The sequence below is a fragment of the Dactylosporangium maewongense genome (genome assembly GCF_039531485.1).
GTDB lineage: Bacteria > Actinomycetota > Actinomycetes > Mycobacteriales > Micromonosporaceae > Dactylosporangium > Dactylosporangium maewongense.
The window spans coordinates 129,456-144,485 of sequence record NZ_BAAAQD010000021.1 but is presented as its reverse complement, the minus strand read 5'-3'; the positions used below and the strand labels follow the sequence as shown (position 1 = coordinate 144,485).

The following is a 15,030-nucleotide window of genomic DNA, read 5'->3' as shown; positions in this document are numbered from 1 at the left end:
CGGTTTCCATTCTTCCGGGAGGCAGCGATGCCCTACTACCGTCGCGTGGGCGACGTTCCACCGAAGCGACACACCCAGTTTCGCCAGCCGGACGGCTCACTGTTCGCGGAAGAGCTGATGGGGCAGGAGGGTTTTTCGAGCGACTCGTCCCTGCTGTACCACACGCATCGACCGACGGCTATTCTATCGGCCACCGTGGTGACGCCGTTCGCCACGACCCGCGCGCCCAACCTGCCGCTCAAGCCGCGCCATCTCCAGACGCACAAGCTCGGCGGCGGGCCCTCCGACGCGGTCCTGGGCCGGCAGCACCTGCTGGCCAACGACGACGTGCGGCTGTCCTACGCGGTCGCGACGGCGCCGTCCCCGCTGTACCGCAACGCGATCGGCGACGAGTGCCTGTACGTCGAGTCCGGCTCGATGCTGGTCGAGTCGGTGTTCGGCGCGCTGCCGCTGAACGAGGGCGACTACGCGATCATCCCGACGTCGGTGATCCACCGGCTCGTGCCGGTCTCCGGCGAGGTCCGGCTGCTGGTGATCGAGGCGTCCGGGCACATCGGGCCGCCCAAGCGGTACCTGTCCAGGCGCGGCCAGTTCCTGGAGCACTCGCCGTACTGCGAGCGCGACCTCCGCGCACCCTCGTCACCCCTGCTGGTGGAGGGCACCGAGGTGCCGGTCCTCGTGCAGCACCGGCGCGGGTGGACCGAGCACGTGTACGCGCAGCACCCGTTCGACGTCGCCGGCTGGGACGGCTGCCTCTACCCGTGGGCGTTCTCGATCCACGACTTCGAGCCGATCACCGGCCGGCTGCACCAGCCGCCGCCGGTACACCAGACCTTCGAAGGCCCGAACTTCGTCATCTGCTCGTTCGTGCCGCGCAAGGTCGACTACCACCCGCTGTCCATCCCCGTGCCGTACAACCACCACAACGTGGACTCCGACGAGGTGCTCTTCTACACGGGCGGCAACTACGAGGCGCGCCGCGGGTCGGGCATCGTCCAGGGCTCGATCTCGCTGCACCCCAGCGGCTTCACCCACGGCCCGCAGCCGGGCGCGGTCGAGCGGTCGCTCGGCGTGGAGGCGTTCGACGAGCTGGCGGTCATGGTCGACACGTTCCGCCCGCTCGACCTGTGCGAGCCCGGCCTGTCCGTCGAGGACACCGGCTACGCCTGGACCTGGGCCCGCACCGTCTAGCCACAGTCCCAGCGCACAGGGCTGTTGTCCGGGAGCGACCAGCCGAACAGCTGCCGGCCGTCGTCCCGGACCGCCTCGGGCCGCGCTGTCCGGCCCTCGAACTGGTCGGGCACCGGCTGGAGGGTGCCGTTGACCCACACCGCCTGCCGGTGCTCGGGCGTGTCCGTTTCGCCGTAGACCCGCCCGTACATGTCGACGACAGCCCACCGGCGGCTCAGGCCGTTGATCGCGTCGGCGTGGCGGGTGCGGATGTTCCACCGCACCCCGGACCCGACCGCCCAATCACCAGTCAGGCCGGTGACCTCGACCTTCCCGCCGACCTCCGGCGGCACCGGCAACGGCTCGCCGGTGCCGTCGGGGTGCCACAGATACGGTGTGACGACATCACCCCTGACCAGCTCGCCGACGATCAGGCCGTCCCAGGCGATCCCGGTCGCCCGCGCGACATGACCGGCGGGAGCCTTGAGCATCCGGGGGCGGTCCGGCCGGCCGCCCGGCCACACCACCGCCTCATAACCCATGGGGTTTCCCAGGTCCACCGCGCCGAGGAGATCACCGGCCTCGTTGATGTCGGTCAGCGCGAGGTGCGTCGCACCCTTGGGGAGCGTAAGGGCCCTGAACCGGCCGTCGCGGTACACCCAGCCGCGCTCGACCTTCCCGTTGACCCCGGCGAAGTCACCCGCGCGGTTCACGTTCGTCAGCTGGAACCTGCTCGGCACGTCCGGGATCCGCTCGACGGCACCGTCCACGTACCGCACCGCCTCGACCGGTCCCGTCCCTCGCGCCTCGAGGTGCACGACCACCCGCCAGGTGTCGTCCAGCACGAACCACGGATGCCACTTCGCCCACGGCGCGGTGTCCTTGCTGATCGTGCACTCGCCGAGCGGCGGAGCGATCGTCGACGTCGGCAGCGGCACCGGCGTCCGATCCGCCGGCATCGCCTGGGGGCGGCTCCGCACGGCGCCGATCGCGACGGTCACCGCCAGCACGGCGACGGCGGCGACCGCGGCGTTCCGGATCCTGCGCCGGCGCCGGCCGGTCCGGATCGCCCGGTGCAGGTCGACCCCCGGCGGCCGCACATCGGGGTCGCGCAGCGGGGCAAGCAGATCCTCGGTCATCGTGCACCTCCGGCCGGCGCGAGCACGCCCAGCTGCTTCCTGAGCTTCGCCAGCCCGTCCGACGTCTGGCTCTTCACGGTCCCCGCGGAGCAGCCGACCAGCTCCGCGACCTGCTCCACCGGCAGGTCGCACAGGAACCGCAGCACCAGCACCGCCTGCTGCTTCGGCGGCAGCGTCCGCAGCGCCGCCCGGACCACCAGCCGTTCGTCGGCCGGCTGCCCCGTGACAGCCGGCCGGTCGGGCGGCGTCTCGGTCAGCACGACCCGGGACCAGAGGCGGCGGCGCTCGCTCAGGAACGCGTTGACCACGCTCCGCCGCACGTACGCGTCGAGGTTGCCGACCTGCCGCACCTGCCGCCACCGCGCGTACAGCGTCGTGACCGCCGCCTGCACGATGTCGTCGGCACGGTCGGCGTCGCCGCAGAGCATCACCGCCAGCCGGTGCAGCTGCGGCAGCCGCGGCTGGAAGTACTCCACGTACTCCCGCTCCAGTTCGTCGCGCACATCGCCTCCCACCGCATTGACGCGCGGCGGGCCGGCGGCGGTTGGGTGCGTTTTTCCGCTAGTGCTCGACGACCTTGGTGGCGGTCACCCGGCAGACCACCCTCGTCACGCCCGGGACCTTCTCGATCCAGGGTTTGCCGTCGTACGAGCGGCTCAGCTCGTCGATCAGCTCCGGCCCGCCCTCCTCCGTGATGGCGACGGTGCCGCGGAGCTCGACGTGGCGGTACGGGTTGGCGGGGTCGTACGCACAGATCGACACCCGCGGGTCGCGCTCCATGTTGCGGGTCTTGCGGCGGCCGCGGATCGTCGAGAAGACGACATCGCCGCCGTCGTGCTTGGCCCAGATCACGCTGGACTGCGGGGCGCCGTCCGGGTTGATCGTGCTGAGCACCAGGAACGCCCGGCGGTCGAGCAGCTCGCGCAGCATCTCGTTCACGTGTGTCTCTACTCCTTCGGTACGGGATAGATCAGCGCCACGGCGGTGGCGGCGAGACCCTCACCGCGGCCCGTGAAGCCGAGCCCGTCGGTGGTCGTGCCCGACAACCGGACGATCGCCCCGATGGCGGCCTTCAGCGTGTCCTCCGCCTCGGCGCGGCGCTTGCCGACCTTCGGCGCGACGCCGATGACCTGCACGGACACGTTGCCGATCTCATAGCCCGCCGCCCGGACCAGCCGCGCGGCCTCGGCCAGCAGCGTCACGCCCTTCGCGCCGGACCACTCCGGGCGGCCCGTGCCGAAGATCGCCCCGACGTCACCCAGGCCCGCCGCGGACAGCAGCGCGTCGCAGATCGCGTGGGCGGCGACGTCGCCGTCGGAGTGCCCGGCGAGGCCGTCGACCCCGTCCCACTTGAGCCCCGCGACCCAGCACTCGCGCCCCTTCTCGAACGCGTGCACATCCGTCCCGTTGCCGATCAACATCATTTCCGGATCACTTTGGGAGGGTACGACGACCGGTGCACAATCGTGAACTTCCGGTTGCTGGCTCGTCATCAGGCTCGGCATCGTGGCGTTCCGGGCCTAGGCTAGGTCGGGTGCGCAGCGACCAGACGACCCCGAAAGCCCCACAGCAGTGGTGGCGCACCGGAGCCGCCTTGCGCTTCGGGCTGCTCGCCCTGCTGGTCGCGACGTTGTCCGTGGTGATGCTGATCATCCACCCAGACAAATCGTCGCTGACCCATGCCGTGGGCCCTGACCACCCGTTCGCCCCGGCGATCGCCGTCTTCGGCACCGCCCTGCTGACCACCGCCCTGGTCCCCCGGACCCTCCTCGCCGGCGTCGGCGGCGTCCTGTTCGGCTTCGCCGGCGGCGTCCTGTACATCCTGGCGGGGGTGACCCTCGGCGCGCTGATCGCCCACACGATCGGCCGCTTCCTGGGCCGCGAGTTCATGACCCGCCACCTGAGCGGCCGCTTCCTCGCCGTCGAGCAGGCCGTCGCCAACCGCGGCATCGTCGCCGTGATCATCTCCCGCATGATCCCGTTCGTGCCGTTCTGCGTGGCGAACTACCTCTTCGGCACCACCCGCGTCCGCCGGTCCGCGTTCATCACCGGCACCACCCTCGGCGCCCTGCCCGCCACCATCGCCTACGCCGCCCTCGGCTCAGCCACCGCCCGCGGCGACCACCTGGGCATGTCCATCGCCGGCGTGGCGATCGCGACCCTGGGCATCGGCGGCTCGATCGCCTCCTACCTGGTCTGGCGCCGCCGCCCCCGCAAACAGGTCACCCCTGCCTTGGCCGCCCCGGTCTCGGCCGCCCCGGTCTCCCCTGCCGCCGCCTGACCTCTCTTTTCCCGTCTCCCACCGGCCCCGCGGCGCTCATCGCCCGGGGCCGGCTTCGTTGTATACGCCTTTCGCTCGCGCACGCCGCGCCCACCCGCCGACCTCCAGACGCACGCCTCCCTGCACCGGTCTCCAGCCACTGATCTGTGAGACGCGGATCTCCGGACACCGGCCCCAGACACGCGCCTCCACAGCACGGGTCTCCAGCCGGCCTCACCAGGGAACTCGCCGACACCGTCGCGTCCGTGCACGGCCGCCGACCTCGAGACGCGGATCTCCGGACACCGGGCCCAGACGCGTGCCTCTCCAGCACCGGTCTCCAGACGCCGACCTGTGAGACGCGGATCTCCAGGCGCGGATCTCCAGGCGCGGATCTCCGGACGCAGGTCTCTGGACAACAGCCTCAGACGCCGACCTTCAAACGCGGGCATTTCAGACGTCGGCACCGGACGCGGGTCTCCAGACACCCGCCTCCGGACGTCAACCCCAGCTGGGGCCTACAGAGGCGCACCTCCTGGCTTCGGCCGCCGCCGGGCTCAGTCTCCAGACGCCAACCTCCTCACGCGGGTGGACGGGATGGGGGCGGCGAGCCGACGAGGGGACGAGGGGACGAGGGGACAAGCATGCCAACCTCCTCACGCAGGTGGACGGACCCTGGCTCCGGAGGCCGCCCCTCAGACGGGCATCGGTGGCGAGCCTCCAAGCGCCGACGTCCAAGCGGCCCCTCCAAGCGCCGACCACCGCCGAGCGGAGGGTCGGCCCCGATCACCTCCAGGCACCGGTCTCCAGGCGCGGACATTCGCGCGGAGATTCGGGCACCGGTGTCCGAATCGGCGGATTCCGTCAAACTCGGCCGGGCGCCGCACCCACCCCGAGCGCGGATTTCGAACGCCAGACGCCGGCATGACCCACGAGCAGACCGGCGAGTCCGACCGCGACCGGAGCGTGGGTCTCCTTCCGAGTCGACCCGGGTCCGCCTTCCGATCGCGGGTGCCGCCCCAGGCGCGTGCCGACCCCAGACGCGTGCCTGAGATCACGTCAGACCTGGGCCGCTCCAGATGCCCGACGACCTGCGCCCGGTCGCCTCGGAGGTAACCGCCGCGTGGCTGGATGATCGATCCCCGTCATGCCATCGACACTATCGCCCGGGTACGACAAAAAGGCGGGGCGGCGGGCGAAGGTCTCGATCGCGGTCAGGTCGCTGGGGCGCAGGCCGCGGCGGGGGTGCGGGCGGATCAGCAGGGCGCGGCCGCCGGCGGTCAAGGTAGTCGCCGGGACGGCGGTGTCGTCGGTCCACACCAGGCGGCGGCCGGCGGCGAGGACGCGACGGGCGGCAGCGAACTTCAGGGCGTCGGTCGACAAAGACGCGGCCAGCTCGGCACGGGTCAGGGCCCGGCCGAGCGGCGGCAGCCCGAACAGCCGCTCCAGCTCCGCGGCGTCCGGGCACCAGGTGGAGCACCAGCGCAGCTCGACCAGGCCGGCGTCGTACAGGCGGCGCATCCGGGTGATCAGCGCGGGCGCCCACCGGATCGGCCAGTCGACGCCGTCGGCGCGGGCGACGCCGCGGCGCAGGTCGGGGCCCCAGAGCGGGCGACGGGTGTTGATGACGCCGTCGACGTCCACGAGCCAGACCGGCGGGCGGTGCACGGTGTCAGAACAGCAGCTCGGCGATGGCCAGGTCGAACGGCCGGGTGATCTTCATGGCCGCCTCGGAGCCCGGGACCGTGTGGACGGGCACGCCGATCTTCTCCGCCATGCCGGCGTCGTCGGTGTGCTCGTCGACGGCGGCGGCATGGGCGCTGGTCAGCACGTCGCGGCGGAAACCCTGCGGGGTCTGCACGGCACGGAGGACCGAGCGGTCGACGGTACCGACGACAATGCCGGAATTGTCGACCTCTTTGATGGTGTCGACCACAGGAAGAACGGGTATGACGGCGCCGTGCCCCCCTCGCACCGCGTCCGCGACCGTCTCCACCAGCTCCGGTGGGGTCAGTGCGCGCGCCGCGTCGTGGACGAGCACGATGCCGAACTCCGCGGGGACCGCGGCCAGCGCGGCGGCGACCGACGCCTGCCGGCTAGCCCCACCAGCGACAACGAGCAACAGCGGCGACCCGGGCAGCAGCGGAGACTCACTGGAAGCTTCCAGCTTCGGCTCAGCCGCACCACAGGTCTCGCTGGCGACAATTGGCGCAGTGGTCACAGGACTGGCGACCAGTGGACCGAGCAGTGCGGTGACGTCGTCGACGGCGTCGGAAGGAGCGGCCACGACGATGCAGCCGACGCTCGGGGCAGCTGCCACCCGGCGAACGGCGTGCACAAGCAGCGGCTCCCCTCGCAGGAGCCGCAGTGCCTTCGGGGCGCCGGGGCCGAGTCGGACCCCCATGCCCGCAGCAGGCACGAGGACCGCGACGTCACCACGCACGCGTGGGTGCGCCGTCACGTCGCGGTCCTCGGTCTCAGTGATAGCCGGGCTGAGATGTCAGGCCTCGGTCAGCACCTTGTCCAGCAGCGTCTCGGCCTCATCCTTGGTGCTCTTCTCAGCGAGCGCCACCTCACCGACCAGGATGTCCCGCGCCTTGGCCAGCATGCGCTTCTCGCCGGCCGACAAACCACGCTCCCGGTCACGGCGCCACAGGTCACGAACGACCTCTGCGACCTTGAGCGGATTGCCGGAGGCCAACTTCTCCAGATTCGCCTTGTAACGCCGCGACCAGTTGGTCGGCTCCTCGGTGTGCGGAGCGCGGAGGACGTCGAAGACCTTGGTCAGGCCTTCCTCGCCAACCACCTCGCGCACGCCGACGATCTCGGCGTTTTCGGCGGGCACCCGCACCGTCAGGTCACCCTGAGCGACCCTGAGGACGAGATACTGCTTCTCCTCGCCCCTGACGACCCGAGTCTCGATTGCCTCGATGAGTGCGGCCCCGTGGTGGGGGTAGACAACGGTCTCGCCGACACTGAAAACCATAGGTTCGAAACCCCTTTCGCTGTGTCTAGGGTAACACGGTCACGCGCTGTCGTCCCACCCCAGAGAGCAGCATTCGCGCAGGTCAGAACACATGTGAGTCCCCTTTCTCCCGCTTGACATGAATCGTGGAACCTGCTGCGTAACGGATCAACAACCCTGGGCACACGCAAATGCGCAGCCTGTGGGACATTTCCGATTGATTGCCGCGAGTACGTACAGATGCGTCGGCACACCGTTCCGACACCACTCTCCGTGATGCCACCAGCGGCGGAGCGTGGGAAACTCTTCATCCATCTCGATGGGTGGCTCCTCTGGCGCCGACGCGTCAGGTGAGGGAAAGTTAAGGCAGGTGCGAGGAGAACAGCGATGGGCACGCTGCGGGGCGACAACGGCGGTGGTGAGCGACCACAAGATGGTGGTGGCCTCCCCGACCTGCCCCCTGAGTGGGGCACGATCATCATTCCCGACGATGCGGGCGCACTCGACGATGAAGGATCATCGATCCGTCGACAATTCCGCCGTGCCGCAATCCGTCGCCGCTGGCGGCGCCGGCTGCATCTGAAGCCCGAGCCGGTCCAGCGAGCGGGAGACGATTCCCCGGGGCTCGCCGTGCCGCTGCTGATCATGTCGATCGCCGTCATCGCGACGTTGGTGAGTCTGTTCGCCGTCGCGTGGCCGCGCCGCAATCCCAACGGCACGCCGCAGGTGGCGCCGCCGTCACCACCCGCCGCGGTGAAGCTGACCGGGCACAGCCTGTTCGACGCCGACGGCGCCGCGGTGCCGCTGCATGACCTCACCCCCGCCGTTGTACTGCTGGTCGAGGGCTGCACCTGCGCGGACCTCATCACCGGCACGGTCGACGCGGTCGCGGCGAGCAAGGCACCGTCGGCCACGGTCGTCGTCGTCGCGGCCCGGGTCCCGACGCTGCCGCCGGGCCTGAACGAGAAGGTGAAGGTCCGGGCGCTCGCCGACCCCAACAGCTCCGTGCGGGCCGCGGTGCCGTTCCTCGCCCCGAGCCGCACCACGGCCGCCCTGCTGGTGGCCGCCGACGGCACCGTGATCAGGGCGGTCAGCTCCGTGACGGCGGCGTCGGCCTTCGACTCGGAGCTGGGCAACCTGGCGACCGCGGTCCCGGCCCCGACCGCCTGATCAAAAAAGGCCTGATCAAAGCCTGATCAGGTCAGAGGCCGCGCAGGAGCGTCCCGTACAGCGTCAGCCCCGGGCCGAACGCGAGCGCGACGGTGTTCCTCGGCGGGCCGGAGGGGCGGCGGCGCAGGGCGTCGATGATGAGCAGGACCGTCGGGGACGAGCAGTTGCCGTGCTCGGCGAGGGTGTCGCGGGACTCGGCCAGCGCGGACTCCGGCAGCGCGAGCTGGTCGCGCACCACGTCCAGGATGCGCGGGCCGCCCGGGTGCACCGCCCAGCCGTCCACGTCGGCGAGGGTCAGGCCGTGCCGGGCGAGGAGGTCACCGACCAGGTCGGCGACGTAGATGGCCAGGACGTCGGGCACCTTCGGCGACAGCCCCATCCGGAAGCCGAGGTCGGTGACGTCCCAGGTCATGTGGTCCGCCGTGGCCGTGTCGGTCACGGCGGCGATCTCGGCGACCTCCTGTCCGGCCCGCGGCACCAGTACCACCGCCGCCGCCGCATCCGAGAAGAGGGCGTGCGCCACGATCTGCTGGGGATCCTCGCTGGGCGGCTGGACGTGCAGGCTGGTCAGCTCGAGGCAGAGCAGCACGGCCGGACGGCCGCGGGCGGACACGAAGTCGGTCGCGGCGCCGAGCCCGGGCAGCGCGGCGTAGCAGCCCATGTGCCCGATGAAGAGGCGCTGGGTCGTCGGCGCCATGCCGAGGTCGCGGGCGAGGAGGATGTCGAGGCCGGGGGTGGCGTACCCGGTGCAGGAGCACACCACGAACAGCCCGATCTCGTCCGGTCGCAGACCGGCGGCGTCGAGCGCGCTCGTGACCGCATCCTTGCCCAGCGGCAGCGCCTCGGTCAGGTAGCGGCCCATGCGTTTGGCGGTCGACCAGCTCGACGCGTCCTCGATCAGCGGGTTGACCGCGCCGTGCCGGCTGACCACGCCGGAGTTGGTGAAGATCCGCTTCGCCAACCCCTTGCGGGGGCCGCTGTAGTGCCGCTCGAAGAAGCCCGTCCACACCTCGTCCTGGCGCATCGGGCCGGGGAATGTCACACCCATGCCTGCGATCGCGGCACCTGTCACTGGGTCCCCTTTCTGCCGCGCCCCTGATAGAGGATCGCGGTGGTGAACGTCGGCACGATCGGCACAGCGTTGCGGCGGGTGACGAGCCACCGGGTGAGCGCGGGCAGCGTCGGCCGGACGCCCCGCACCGCGAGCGGCACGCCGTGGCGCGCGCACTCGATTCGCAGCTTCCTCGGGGAGACGAACAGGGCCGGGTCGTGGATGCCCCGCACCGCCGGAATGATCGCCTCGGCCATCCGCACCGCGACCAGCCGCGACACGGCGGTGTCGGCGAGCGTGTCGAGCACCAGCCAGCCCCCGGGCCGCAGCACGCGGCACGCCTCGGCGACCACCGCCGGCCAGTCCGGGACATGCTCCAGCAGTTCACCCGCGCTCACCACGTCGGCGGCGCCGTCGGGGAATGGCAGCCGCCGCGCGTCCGCCAGCACGGGCAGGACGCCGTGGGCCGCGGCCTGCTCCAGCCCGGACACGACCAGGTCGACGCCGACGTGCTGGTAACCCTTGCCGGCGATGTGCGGGGCGAGCAGCCCACCACCGCACCCGAGGTCGATGAGCACGGCGCCGTCGCGCTCCGCCGGCGGGATGAGCCGGGCGCGGGCGCGGGCCAGCCAGTACAGCATCGACAGCGGCGAACCAGGACGCCACCACTCGCCGGCCAGGTCGTCATACTGACCAGGGTCGTTACGCGCCCGGCGCGTCGATCGCATGGATCGAGACTGACACGGAACCCCTCCGACAGCCACACTTGCCGAGTGTCGGTTGCTCGCGCGATTCTGCGCTCAAGCCACCCGGAGCCGGCGGTGGCGGTCACGGCCGTCGCCGCGCTGCTGTCGTTCGGACTCGGAAGACCCTGGCCGGGTGTGATTGCGGCGGCTGCTGCGGTACTGGCGAGCCAGCTCTCCATCGGGTGGGTCAACGACGCCCTGGACGCCCCGCGGGACGCCGCGGTGGGCCGCACGGACAAGCCGGTCGCCGCCGGGGTGGTGTCCCGCCGGTCGATCCTCTCGCTCGGCGTCGCGGCGGGCCTGCTCGTGCTGCCGCTGGGCCTCCTGTCCGGCGTCACCCCCGGACTCGTCGCCCTGGTCGCGCTGGTCTCCGCGCTGCTCTACGACTGGCCGTTGAAGGCGACGCCGGTGTCGGTGCTGCCGTACGCGGTGTCGTTCGGCTGCCTGCCGGCGTTCGTCGTGCTGGGTGCGGGGCTGCACCCGCCGGTGTGGCTGCTGCTCGCCGGCGCCCTGCTCGGGGCCGGCGCGCACTTCGTCAACACGCTGCCCGACCTGGACGACGACATCCGCACCGGCGTCCGGGGCCTGCCGCACCTGCTCGGCCGGCGCGGCTCGCTCGCCGCCGCGGCCGTGCTGCTGCTGCTCGCCACCGGGGCCCTGGCGTTCGGGCCGCCGGGGCCGCCTCCGCTGCTGTTCTGGCCGACCCTCGGGGTCGCTCTGACTGCGCTGTCTTTCGGCGTGTACGCCATGCGCCGCGACCCCACCTCCCGCGTCCCGTTCCTGTCGGTCATCGCCGTGGCGTTGATCGATGTGGTATTCCTGCTGGTCAGCGGCTTGAACCTGGAATGACCGGTGCAGTGTCAGGGTGCGCGTAATCGGCCGATCAACGGCATCTAGGCTGTAGTCGGCCGCCCGATCCAGATGGAGGACCCAAGGTGACGCGTACGATTCCGGCTGCCCGCCGCCGCACGGTACTGGGCGCCGCGCTGCTGGCTTCCGCCGCGCTCGGCGTCGGTCTGCTCTCGGGCTGCAGCGCCGGTCAGATCACGCAGACCGACACCCAGGTCGCCGCGGTGCCCGGCGTCAGCGCCAACAGCACCGACGGCCTGATCGCGCTGCGCGACGGCGCTGTGGCCTACTCGAACGAGTACAAGCCCGGCAGCGTCGTGCCGATCGAGGTGCGGCTGTTCAACAACGCGAAGCAGTCCGTGAAGCTGACCGGCGTGACCTCCGCCGCGGGCACCGTGGTCCTGGTCGGCGGGGCCATGCCTGCCGCTGCCGCGCCCGCGCCCACTTCTGCCGCGCCTTCGCCTTCTTCGGCCTCGCCGTCCGCGCCGCGTTCCGGGTCCGGGTCGCCGTCTGCGCCTGCCTCTGCGTCGAAGTTGCCTGCGGCGCCTCCCACGCCCGCCCCGGTCGGCACGGCGAAGATGGCCGTCGAGATCCCGGTCGGCGGGTTCGTCGCGCTGAGCCAGAGCACCAAGACCTACCTCGCGGTCGAGAAGCTCTCCGGCGACGTGCTGATGGCCGGAGGCGCGCTGGCGGACGTCAAGTTCACCTTCACGTATGCCGACGGCACCACCACCGAGCTCACCCTCGGCGAGCTGCCGATGACGGTGCCGCTGAGCCCGCTGCCGAAGCCGTCCTCGGTCGTGGGGCACGAGGGCGAATAGTTTTTCTGTCGTACCCCTCGGCTAGTTTTCGGATGTGACGAAGACGAGGGGCGCTGCCTACCAGTGCGACGTGTGCGGCCACCGGCCGGCCAAGTGGATGGGGCGGTGCCCCGAGTGCGGTGAGTGGGGCTCGATCATCGAGTCCTCACCGCTGGCCGCGCTCGGCCCCACCGCCCTGCGCTCCGTCCAGAGCCGCGCCCCGCTGGAGCCGGCCCGGCCCATCGCCGAGATCAGCGCCAAGCCGGCCCAGGCCCGCCCGACCGGCGTGGCCGAGTTCGACCGGGTGCTCGGCGGCGGCATCGTCCCCGGCGCCGTCGTCCTGCTCGCCGGCGAGCCCGGGGTCGGCAAGTCCACCCTCCTGCTCGACGTCGCCCAGCAGTGGGCCAAGCACAGCGACACCCCGTCCCTCGTCGTCAGCGGCGAGGAGTCGGTGAGCCAGGTCCGTCTGCGCGCCGAGCGCATCGGCGCCCTCCACGAGCGGCTCTATCTGGCCGCCGAGAGCGACCTGGGCGCCGTCTTCGGCCACCTCGACGCCGTCAAGCCCGGGCTGCTCATCCTCGACTCGGTGCAGACCATCTCCGCCCCCGGCACCGACGGCGTCGCGGGCGGCGTCACCCAGGTCCGCGCCGTCACCGCCGCCCTCGTCGCCATCGCCAAGGAGCGCGGCCTCGCCACCGTCCTCGTCGGCCACGTCACCAAGGACGGCAATGTCGCCGGCCCCCGCGTCCTGGAGCACCTCGTCGACGTCGTGCTCAACTTCGAGGGCGACAAGCACTCCTCGCTGCGCATGGTCCGTGGCCTGAAGAACCGCTTCGGCGCCGCCGACGAGGTCGGCTGCTTCGAGATGCACGAGGGCGGCATCACCAGCCTGCCCGACCCGAGCGGCCTGTTCCTCACCCGCTATGCCGACGCCGTCTCCGGCACCTGCGTCTCCGTCGCCATGGAGGGCCGCCGCGCCCTCGTCACCGAGGTGCAGACCCTGATCGGCGCCCAGACCCCAGGCTCCCCCCGCCGCACGGTCAGCGGCCTCGACTCCGCCCGCCTGGCCATGATCATCGCTGTCCTCCAGCAGCGCGCCAAGATCCAGCTCCACGACCGCGAGGTCTATGCCGCCACGGTCGGCGGCCTCCGCGTCACCGAGCCCGCCGTCGACCTGGCCCTGGCCCTCGCCGCCGCCTCCGCCGCCCACGACCTCCCCATGCCCCCCGACCTGGTCGTCATCGGCGAGGTGGGCCTGACCGGCGAGGTCCGCCGCATCGGCGCCGTCCCCCGCCGCCTCGCCGAGGCCGCCCGCCTGGGCTTCCGCTTCGCCCTCGTCCCACCCGGCTGCGGCCCCGCCGCCACCGGCGTCACCCCACCCGGCATGCGGGTCCTGGAGGTCGCCGACGTGCGCACCGCCCTGCATTACGCCGTAAAGGCCTCCAGCGAAGCCGACCCCCGCTGACCCACCCCACCAACCCCATCCCGGCTCGACCCGCACCCACGCAACCGCCCCGACCTCCACCGCAGCCACTCACTCAGCCAGCCCCCGCCCAACACCCACAGCCCCCTAACCCACACCGCACCAGCCCACCAATCCAGCCCGGACCGACCCACAGCCACTCAACCAGCCCCGCACCGCACCAGCCCCCGCACCGCACCAGCCCAGCCGCACCGCAGCCAGCACCGCTGCCGGCCGGTCGACCTCTTCTACGGCAGGCCCATCCGCCCCACTAGGTCGTCCGGAACAGCACCAGCCGCCTGACACCGCGACCACCCGACCGACTCCACACCAGCTCGCCCGGCACTGCAGCAGCTCACCCGGCTCTGCAGCATCTCGCCCGGCACCACAGCCGGCCGACCACTTCTACGGCTGACCCGCCCACCCCCACTGGCAGACCCGCACCAACCCAGCCGCGCCGCAGCCAGCACCGCAGCCCGTCAACCACGTCAACGGCAGACCCGCGCACGCCCACTGGCCAGACCGCCCGGCACCACAACAGCCCGCCCGGCTCTGCAGCACCCGCCCGGCACCACAGCTGGCCGACCACTGCTACGGCAGACCTGCCCACCCCCACTGGCTGACCAGCACCGCACCACACCAACCCAGCCGCGCCACAGCCAGCACCGCAGCCCGTCAACCACGTCAACGGCAGACCCGCGCACGCCCACTGGCCAGACCGCCCGGCACCACAACAGCTCGCCCGCCACTGCACGTGCTGCCCACCACCGCGACCACTCGACCCACTCCACACCAGCCCACCCGCGCCCTCAGGCCACCCACCCCACCAATCCAGCCCGGACCGACCGACAGCCGCTCAACCAGCCCCCACCCGCATCACAGCCGGCCAGCCAGCACCGCAGCCGGCCGACCACTGCTACGGCAGACCCGCCCGCCCCCACTGGCCGGCCAGCCCGGCACTACGCCAGCTGCCTGACACCGCAACCGCTCGACCGACTCCGCACCAGCCCACCCGACTTCTTAGCTGCACAGCAGCTCAACCAGCACCGGCACCATCCGACCGACCCCGCAGCAGCCCGCCCGACCCTTGCCTACCCGCTCGGCACCGCCACCAGCCTGCCCGGCACGACGGCCGCTCGTCTGGGCCACAGCGGCTCGACCGGCGCAGTGCTGTAGACCGCCAACGGCACATCACGTGGCAGCACCCCAACCAGCCGTGCGCACCCGAAGGGCCAGGCTCGGGAGACGTTCAGCGACGCGCGGCTCGGCCAATGACCCACGGGCCGTCGACATCCGGTGGCTCGGCGCGTCCGGGCGAACCCGCTGCTCCTCCCTCATCCCATGCGGTTCCGGTACATGACGGCTCGGATAGACGTTGCGCGATCTGCCTCCACTTTAGAGATCATCTTGTGAGTGGA

At 71.7% G+C, this 15,030-nt stretch carries 15 protein-coding genes; 6 read left to right on the top strand and 9 right to left on the bottom strand.

From position 1 onward, the window contains the following. Positions 1 to 27: 27 nt before the first annotated feature. The gene (locus ABD332_RS41345; RefSeq protein WP_344509160.1) at positions 28 to 1,191 is read left to right on the top strand and encodes a homogentisate 1,2-dioxygenase; all 1,164 of its coding nucleotides are present in this window, start codon (positions 28 to 30) and stop codon (positions 1,189 to 1,191) included. Here the strand turns inward: ABD332_RS41345 and ABD332_RS41340 are convergent. The 4 genes from ABD332_RS41340 to ispF are packed head-to-tail and all read right to left on the bottom strand — an operon-like array spanning position 1,188 to position 3,733. After that, positions 1,188 to 2,309, bottom strand: a complete 1,122-nt coding sequence (locus ABD332_RS41340) for a hypothetical protein (RefSeq protein WP_344509158.1) — start codon at positions 2,307 to 2,309, stop codon at positions 1,188 to 1,190. The genes ABD332_RS41345 and ABD332_RS41340 overlap by 4 nt on opposite strands. Further along, on the bottom strand, positions 2,306 to 2,812 hold the full coding sequence (locus ABD332_RS41335; RefSeq protein ID WP_344509156.1) for a SigE family RNA polymerase sigma factor: 507 nt from the start codon (positions 2,810 to 2,812) through the stop codon (positions 2,306 to 2,308). The genes ABD332_RS41340 and ABD332_RS41335 overlap by 4 nt, the downstream gene beginning before the upstream one ends. Before the next feature lie 58 nt (positions 2,813 to 2,870). Then, entirely contained in the window at positions 2,871 to 3,239 is a 369-nt protein-coding gene (locus ABD332_RS41330) for a PPOX class F420-dependent oxidoreductase (RefSeq protein ID WP_344509375.1), read from the bottom strand. A gap of 17 nt (positions 3,240 to 3,256) precedes the next feature. Then, positions 3,257 to 3,733 carry a 2-C-methyl-D-erythritol 2,4-cyclodiphosphate synthase gene (gene ispF / locus ABD332_RS41325; RefSeq protein WP_344509154.1) on the bottom strand — a complete coding sequence of 159 codons (477 nt, stop codon included), beginning with the start codon at positions 3,731 to 3,733 and terminating at the stop codon, positions 3,257 to 3,259. A gap of 110 nt (positions 3,734 to 3,843) precedes the next feature. Between ispF and ABD332_RS41320 the strand changes: the two genes are divergently transcribed. After that, positions 3,844 to 4,590 carry a TVP38/TMEM64 family protein gene (locus tag ABD332_RS41320; protein WP_344509152.1) on the top strand — a complete coding sequence of 249 codons (747 nt, stop codon included), beginning with the start codon at positions 3,844 to 3,846 and terminating at the stop codon, positions 4,588 to 4,590. Between the two features lie 1,038 nt (positions 4,591 to 5,628). Here ABD332_RS41320 and ABD332_RS41315 read toward each other — a convergent pair. Genes ABD332_RS41315 through ABD332_RS41305 form a run of 3 tightly spaced genes read right to left on the bottom strand, consistent with a single transcriptional unit; the run spans position 5,629 to position 7,555 of the window. Continuing rightward, positions 5,629 to 6,237 carry a hypothetical protein gene (locus ABD332_RS41315; protein ID WP_344509149.1) on the bottom strand — a complete coding sequence of 203 codons (609 nt, stop codon included), beginning with the start codon at positions 6,235 to 6,237 and terminating at the stop codon, positions 5,629 to 5,631. Positions 6,238 to 6,241: 4 nt separating this feature from the next. Then, entirely contained in the window at positions 6,242 to 7,030 is a 789-nt protein-coding gene (ispD, locus tag ABD332_RS41310; RefSeq protein WP_344509147.1) for a 2-C-methyl-D-erythritol 4-phosphate cytidylyltransferase, read from the bottom strand. Positions 7,031 to 7,069: 39 nt separating this feature from the next. Further along, positions 7,070 to 7,555: a CarD family transcriptional regulator gene (locus ABD332_RS41305; RefSeq protein ID WP_033363204.1), complete on the bottom strand. Its 486-nt coding sequence runs from the start codon at positions 7,553 to 7,555 to the stop codon at positions 7,070 to 7,072. A 366-nt stretch (positions 7,556 to 7,921) separates the two neighbouring features. On the opposite strand from ABD332_RS41305, the gene ABD332_RS41300 reads away from it, so the two are divergent. Next, positions 7,922 to 8,704, top strand: coding sequence for a hypothetical protein (locus tag ABD332_RS41300; protein ID WP_344509145.1), 783 nt, complete (start codon positions 7,922 to 7,924; stop codon positions 8,702 to 8,704). Between the two features lie 31 nt (positions 8,705 to 8,735). Here ABD332_RS41300 and ABD332_RS41295 read toward each other — a convergent pair whose 3' ends face one another. Then, on the bottom strand, positions 8,736 to 9,752 hold the full coding sequence (locus ABD332_RS41295) for a type III polyketide synthase (RefSeq protein WP_344509143.1): 1,017 nt from the start codon (positions 9,750 to 9,752) through the stop codon (positions 8,736 to 8,738). A 20-nt stretch (positions 9,753 to 9,772) separates the two neighbouring features. Beyond that, the gene (locus ABD332_RS41290; RefSeq protein ID WP_344509141.1) at positions 9,773 to 10,483 is read right to left on the bottom strand and encodes a methyltransferase domain-containing protein; all 711 of its coding nucleotides are present in this window, start codon (positions 10,481 to 10,483) and stop codon (positions 9,773 to 9,775) included. Between the two features lie 9 nt (positions 10,484 to 10,492). Between ABD332_RS41290 and ABD332_RS41285 the strand changes: the two genes are divergently transcribed. The 3 genes from ABD332_RS41285 (at position 10,493) to radA (ending at position 13,615) form a co-directional block, all read left to right on the top strand. After that, positions 10,493 to 11,350: a UbiA family prenyltransferase gene (locus tag ABD332_RS41285; protein WP_344509374.1), complete on the top strand. Its 858-nt coding sequence runs from the start codon at positions 10,493 to 10,495 to the stop codon at positions 11,348 to 11,350. Positions 11,351 to 11,436: 86 nt separating this feature from the next. Next, positions 11,437 to 12,171 (top strand): hypothetical protein, encoded by a 735-nt coding sequence (locus tag ABD332_RS41280; RefSeq protein WP_344509139.1) that lies wholly within the window; start codon positions 11,437 to 11,439, stop codon positions 12,169 to 12,171. A 34-nt stretch (positions 12,172 to 12,205) separates the two neighbouring features. Beyond that, positions 12,206 to 13,615, top strand: a complete 1,410-nt coding sequence (radA, locus tag ABD332_RS41275; RefSeq protein ID WP_344509137.1) for a DNA repair protein RadA — start codon at positions 12,206 to 12,208, stop codon at positions 13,613 to 13,615. The last annotated feature ends 1,415 nt before the right edge of the window (positions 13,616 to 15,030 follow it).

What these genes read in the sequence shown, in the direction of transcription:
- ABD332_RS41290 (WP_344509141.1), bottom strand. Translation starts at nt 10,483, where the DNA reads ATGCGATCGACGCGCCGGGCGCGTAACGACCCTGGTCAGTATGACGAC.
- ABD332_RS41295 (WP_344509143.1), bottom strand. Translation starts at nt 9,752, where the DNA reads ATGGGTGTGACATTCCCCGGCCCGATGCGCCAGGACGAGGTGTGGACG.
- ispF (WP_344509154.1), bottom strand. Translation starts at nt 3,733, where the DNA reads ATGATGTTGATCGGCAACGGGACGGATGTGCACGCGTTCGAGAAGGGG.
- ABD332_RS41330 (WP_344509375.1), bottom strand. Translation starts at nt 3,239, where the DNA reads ATGCTGCGCGAGCTGCTCGACCGCCGGGCGTTCCTGGTGCTCAGCACG.
- ABD332_RS41300 (WP_344509145.1), top strand. Translation starts at nt 7,922, where the DNA reads ATGGGCACGCTGCGGGGCGACAACGGCGGTGGTGAGCGACCACAAGAT.
- ABD332_RS41340 (WP_344509158.1), bottom strand. Translation starts at nt 2,309, where the DNA reads ATGACCGAGGATCTGCTTGCCCCGCTGCGCGACCCCGATGTGCGGCCG.
- ABD332_RS41345 (WP_344509160.1), top strand. Translation starts at nt 28, where the DNA reads ATGCCCTACTACCGTCGCGTGGGCGACGTTCCACCGAAGCGACACACC.
- ABD332_RS41305 (WP_033363204.1), bottom strand. Translation starts at nt 7,555, where the DNA reads ATGGTTTTCAGTGTCGGCGAGACCGTTGTCTACCCCCACCACGGGGCC.